The organism is Vibrio sp. RM-69-4, from assembly GCF_024743775.1.
Classification (GTDB): Bacteria; Pseudomonadota; Gammaproteobacteria; order Enterobacterales; family Vibrionaceae; genus Vibrio; species Vibrio anguillarum.
Map to the genome: position 1 here is coordinate 1 of NZ_JAMQXI010000011.1, position 5,812 is coordinate 5,812.

At 41.9% G+C, this 5,812-nt stretch carries 7 protein-coding genes; all 7 read left to right on the forward strand.

Annotated features, from left to right (window positions below; genetic code table 11):
* The first annotated feature begins 149 nt into the window (after nt 1-149).
* On the forward strand, nt 150-602 hold the full coding sequence (locus NB504_RS01075; RefSeq protein WP_064626899.1) for an NUDIX pyrophosphatase: 453 nt from the start codon (nt 150-152) through the stop codon (nt 600-602).
* Nucleotides 603-751: 149 nt separating this feature from the next.
* Nucleotides 752-1,306, forward strand: a complete 555-nt coding sequence (locus NB504_RS01080) for a sugar O-acetyltransferase (RefSeq protein ID WP_258428095.1) — start codon at nt 752-754, stop codon at nt 1,304-1,306.
* Between the two features lie 157 nt (nt 1,307-1,463).
* Nucleotides 1,464-2,408 (forward strand): D-2-hydroxyacid dehydrogenase family protein, encoded by a 945-nt coding sequence (locus NB504_RS01090; RefSeq protein WP_258428096.1) that lies wholly within the window; start codon nt 1,464-1,466, stop codon nt 2,406-2,408.
* Nucleotides 2,409-3,666: 1,258 nt separating this feature from the next.
* On the forward strand, nt 3,667-3,948 hold the full coding sequence (locus NB504_RS01095) for a hypothetical protein (protein WP_170907960.1): 282 nt from the start codon (nt 3,667-3,669) through the stop codon (nt 3,946-3,948).
* A gap of 202 nt (nt 3,949-4,150) precedes the next feature.
* Nucleotides 4,151-4,666, forward strand: coding sequence for a GNAT family N-acetyltransferase (locus NB504_RS01100; RefSeq protein ID WP_170901489.1), 516 nt, complete (start codon nt 4,151-4,153; stop codon nt 4,664-4,666).
* 234 nt (nt 4,667-4,900) lie between these two features.
* Nucleotides 4,901-5,149 carry a DUF3297 family protein gene (locus NB504_RS01105; protein WP_026028286.1) on the forward strand — a complete coding sequence of 83 codons (249 nt, stop codon included), beginning with the start codon at nt 4,901-4,903 and terminating at the stop codon, nt 5,147-5,149.
* Between the two features lie 248 nt (nt 5,150-5,397).
* Nucleotides 5,398-5,812, forward strand: a 415-nt coding sequence (locus NB504_RS01110) for a VOC family protein (protein WP_017045395.1), incomplete at its 3' end; no start/stop codon positions are given.

Below are 5,812 nucleotides of genomic sequence, written 5' to 3' on the forward strand. Positions count from 1 at the left end.
AATTTAAGAGGGATTCCCAACGCTTGGTATTTTTGCTTCTACTTCAATTTTAGTGGTTACGATACAATGCTTTAGGTTGGGTGGTGGCGTTGCTCACCCCTTAATTGGGCGTTAGCCGACAAGCGAAAATTTCAAATTCAGAGGTAAATATGATTCCATTAAATTCATCTGTTGTTTCAGGGGTGGCAGTCTCGGAAATTGATGGTGAAATGAAGCTTCTGCTTATGAAGCGAGTAAAAGGTGGCTTCTGGTGTCATGTTGCAGGTTCAATTGAACAAGGCGAAACAGGCATTGACGCCATCACTCGAGAGTTCAGAGAAGAAACACAAATTGAGGCTTCAGCCCTATATAATGCTCAGTTTCTAGAACAATTCTACGAAGCCAGTGTTAATGTTATTCAGCTCATACCTGTTTTCGTAGTGATGTGCCCACCAGAGCAAGGGGTGGTTTTAAATGAAGAACATACAGAGTATAAGTGGTGCAGTTTAGAGGAAGCTCTTGGATTGGCTCCATTTCCAAACCAACACGAAGTGTATAAGCATGTTTGGTCGTATTTCGTAGAAAAGCCAGCTAATGCACTCTATTGTGTAGATGTCGGCTAACAAACGGCTCAAGAGGGATTGCCAACGCGTGGCGGCTTTAGTACAAAATTGAAGTTCGATGTTTACAGTGGTTTTTGAGTTCGGTAGTGCGTTGTCAACCCCTTAGCCGGGCGTTATGAGCAGCATTAAAATTTAGAACTGAGTTATATATGACAGAAAGAGAAAAAATGCTCTCTGGTGAGTATTACGATCCGAGTGACGCTGAGCTCGTCAAGTTGCGTCTTGAGGCTCGTTTACTCACAGAGAAGCTAAATCAAACTAGTGTAAGTTGCCCAGATAAAAGAGCAAAGATAGTCAAATCCTTGTTGGGTTCTACAGGAAATAGCATTCACATTGAATCGACTTTCAACTGCGATTACGGGCTGAATATACACGTTGGTGAGAATTTCTATGCCAATTTTGGCTGTGTCATTTTGGACGTAGCGGAAGTTCGTATTGGTGAAAACTGTTTTATAGCACCACAGGTCGGAATCTATACGGCAACTCATCCAATCGATCCGATTCAGAGAAATAGTGGGTTAGAGTTTGCAAAGCCAATCAGAATAGGTAACAACTGTTGGATTGGTGGTCATGCAACGATCAACCCTGGAGTGACGTTAGGTGACAATGTTGTTGTTGCCTCGGGAGCCGTTGTGACAAAAAGCTTTGGTAGCAATGTTGTCATTGGTGGCAACCCAGCACGAGTGTTAAAAGCAATCGAGTAACCTTTAGCTAGCTGCTCATAACAAACGCTTCAAGAGGGACAGCCAACGCGTGGCATTTTTACTATGCGTTGGTTTTTGTGGTTACGGTGTTATGCGGAAAGTTGGTAGTAGCGTTGGCTGCCCCTTAAGCGGGCGTTATAACAACAAGGAGAGTTCAGTGAAAATAACAGTGTTAGATGACTATCAGGATGTGGTCAGAACTTTAGATTGTTTCGACCTATTATCTCACCATGAAGTGTCAGTTTTGAATGAAACACTCCCTGAACCGGAGTTGGTTGCTCAACTTCAGGAAACAGATGTTCTTGTTCTAATTCGAGAGCGGACAGTAATAACAGAGTCCTTGCTATCTCGATTACCTAATCTCAAAGTCATTAGCCAAACTGGCAAGGTCAGCAACCACATTGATGTTAATTTATGTGAAAAATTTGGGGTTCAAATACTAGAGGGGCGCGGCTCTCCGATAGCACCTTCTGAATTAGGCTGGGCGGTAATTATGGCTGCTAGTCGTTACATTCCTACTTATTCTGCGAACCTTAAAAATGATAAATGGCAAGACTCAGGTGTTCTGGGTTTAGGTCGAACTTTAAAAGGTTTAAAACTTGGTATTTGGGGTTACGGGAAAATAGGGCAACGAATCGCTCAATATGCTAAAGCATTTGAAATGTCGGTTGTTGTTTGGGGTAGTGAGCCGTCAAGAAAGCTAGCACTCGAACATGGCTTTGAAGCTGCTACTTCAAAAGAAACGTTTTTTACTAGCTCTGATATCGTTTCACTCCACCTACTTTTAAATGATGTGACCCGAGCGTGTGTAAAAGCCACTGACTTAAGCTTAATGAAATCTGACTCTTTATTTGTAAACATTAGCCGTTCAGAACTTGTTGAGTCATCAGCCCTCTACAATGAGCTTGTTTCTGTGCCAACTAAGCGTGCTGCTCTAGATGTCTTTGATGTTGAGCCAGCATCACTCGATAGCGAGCCTTTACTTTCGTTGCCCAACGTTATGGCAACGCCTCATTTGGGGTATGTAGAGCAAAATAGCTATGAACTGTATTTCAAAATAGCATTTGAGAACATTTTAGCTTTCGAGCAGGGTTCGGTGTAAGTTTCAACATCGAGGAAATCGTTGTTATAACAAACAATTTAAGAGGGATTCACAACGCTTGGCATTTTTGCTTCTACTTCAAATTTAGTGTTACGGTACAATGCGTTAGCTTGGGTAGTAGCGTTGTTCACCCCTTAATTGGGCGTTATGCAACTCAGGGAAATTTAGGGGTTCAATCTTTTTAGATTTCTCCGGCCATTCGTTTTGCGTTGTCGGCAAATGAGCATTTTTACCCTAAAATTCGTGGTTTACTCAAGCCGTAAAACAGGCAAGGTTCTTTGTTTGCCTCAATCCGTTTTAGCGTTGGCGTGTTGTGAATCTTGTGGGCGCAAAGTGTGGAAAGGGCAAGTTTATCGAGCATTTTGTACTTGCTGAAAGTCTTGCTTGTTGAGTTTGTCTCATTCAAAAGCTTGGTTTGTTGTTGAACGGTGGACTTTGTTTTGGCGGCTTATTTATCATGGCTCTTGCTTGGGTTGGTTCTTGAATCACTCAACCATTGCAATTGTGGTTTTTGGTCGTGTAAAGTCAGTTTATCTTATTGAATTTGCATAACAAGCGGTTAAAGAGGGACTGCCAACGCGTGGCGGCTTTAGTGCAACATTGAAGTTCAGTGTTTACAGTGTGTTTTTTGAGTTCGGCGGTGCGTTGTCAACCCCTTAGCCGGGCGTTAGCTGAGGTTAAGAAAAACCATAAAATTAAGCGCTTATTTTTCTTAGTCTGAGGCCTTAGCTTTACACCTGAAAGTCAGCATTTTTCCATGTATCTCGCCAGTGGCACTGTTCGTGAAGTGCTTGAACTAACCGAAGTCTGTTTACGGGAAGTGGTGTGTTTGTTTATTTCTTTGGTGTGGCTTCTTTGGTTTTGAAGCTCTTTCGCGCCTAAATGGGTTTTGCGCACTTGGTTGTTGGCTTCTTCGAAATAATTCTTTGTAAATTTAAGTCCTAGAAGCTCGTCAAGTTTTCCTGTTATTTCTTCTTTGCCAAGTGCGTTTCGTGGATTAGGTTTTAGTTTCTAAATTGTCCGTTTTACTTTGTCGTTTGAAAGCAATAATGTGTTTTAAATTAGGCCGTTGGGTAGTCAATCTCCGGCTAAAGTGCAGCAGCTAACAAACGGCTCAAGAGGGATTGCCAACGCGTGGCGACTTTAGTTCAAAATTGAAGTTCAGAGTTTACAGTGTATTTTTTAAGTTCGGTGGTGCGTTGTCAACCCCTTAGCCGGGCGTTATATTTTTTAAGTTCAGCAATCAAAAGGATTCATGATGAACGTGGATAAAGCGAAAAAACGCATATTGAAACGAGTACAAAGAGGTTTCAAAGGTTATCCGCAAATATCATTAGAGTATTTCGGTAAAACGACGGATTTAGCGACTGAAGTCGTTATCACCTTTTTACCTGAGGAGAATGCCGAGCCTCAAATACAACGCTTTACAAGTGACAAAGATGCCCGCGAAGACGAAGCGATTCAATCTGTATTGTTAAAAATCATTGAGCGTGCGGAAGCTGCTACAGTTTTGGAAAAGCAAGAAATATCAGTTTGTTAATGGTTTGTCGGCAACCCTAAACAGTCGGTCACGTTAGTGTAGAGAATGAAAATATAACAAACGGCTCAAGAGGGATTGCCAACGCTTGGCAACTTTAGTGCAAAATTGAAGTTCAGTGTTTACGGTGTGTTTTTTGAGTTTGGCTATGCGTTGTCAACCCCTTAGCCGGGCGTTATGATTTGTATCCAAATAGGCAGATTCTATGACAATTTCGTTTGAAACTCAGAGGTTGAGAGTAACTGAAGTCTCATGTGATCTTTCGTTAACTGAGCGTTCAGCTCTGGTCGAACAGCTCCCTAATATACTAACGCCATTGGTTGTTGAAAACTTGCCTCCATATTTTCATGGCATTACTTCCGTGGAATTGGCTAGAGTTTGGCTTGACCGAATGTCGTCGGAGAGTCGGCTGCTTCAAGTAAAATCGGAAGCGCAAGAGCTAATCGGTTTTCTTTTCGCCTATGTAGAGAGCGAAAGTGAAGCGCATATTGGTTACTTACTGAGTGAAGAATATTGGGGTAAAGGGTTGGCGAGTGAGCTACTGAAAAGTTTTATCGAAAAAATAGTTAAAACTGAGTCGTGGTCAAAGCTGGTCGGTGGCGTTGAAAGATCTAATGTTGCTTCAGCTAACTTGCTTAAAAAGTTAGGCTTTATAGAGCAACCAGCTAATGATAGTGGCGTTTCTTTTTACGAATATACGATTCCCCGACCACAATCATAACAAACGGCTCAAGAGGGATTGCCAACGCGTGGTGGCTTTAGTACAAAATTGAAATTCAGTGTTTATAGTGTGTTTTTTGAGTTCGGTGGTGCGTTGTCAACCCCTTAGCCGGGCGTTATATGTCATCTAGTTCTGCGCTCTATACCGCATATGAAATAGCATCTTTACTTTGTTGAGCGGTCGGCTTCTATTGTCTACAATAGCGCACTTTTTTACATATTTTAGGTTATGAATATGAACGACACTACAGCTAAACCCGCTTTGCCGGATCACCTTGCTGGTAATCCTCGCAGCCCACACTATGTAGCGGAGTGCTTTGAACACCACATTGGCATTCGTCTAAATGGCAAAGAACGTACTGATGTTGAAGAATACTGCATTAGTGAAGGGTGGGTGAAAATTCCTTCACCGAAAGCTAAAGATCGTTTTGGCCAGCCGATGCTGATTAAGTTAAAAGGTGAAGTTGAAGCTTTTTATAAATAAGCTGCATTTTATACCGTCCGCATGCAATGTGTTGATAACTATGTAATTCAATGCATTGCATTCAAGATCTAGCTAGGTTCCTCATCCAAACATATAACAAACGGCTCAAGAGGGATTGCCAACACTTGGCGACTTTAGTGCAAAATTGAAGTTCAGGGTTTACGGTGTGTTTTTTAAGTTCGGTGGTGCGTTGTCAACCCCTTAGCCGGGCGTTATGCTACCAATCGAAATCTTCAATAAGGAATACTATGAAACAGAACATTGTCCATATTGCTTTAGTTGTAAAAGATTATGATGAAGCCATTGATTTTTATGTAAACAAACTCAAATTTGAACTTATTGAAGATACTCATCAACCCGAACAAGACAAACGTTGGGTGGTTGTGGCTCCACCAAATTCTCATGGTGTTACGTTATTACTTGCCAGAGCCTCGAAGCCAGAGCAGCATGATTTCATTGGGAATCAAGCAGGCGGTCGAGTATTTCTGTTCCTAAATACTGATGATTTCTGGCGTGACTTTAAGCGTATGAAATCGATTGGTATTAATTTCGTCCGCGAGCCAACAGAAGAAGACTATGGAACGGTAGCAGTGTTTGAAGACTTGTATGGAAACTTGTGGGATCTTCTTCAATTGAATCCAAGCCATCCAATGGCAAAAAGGT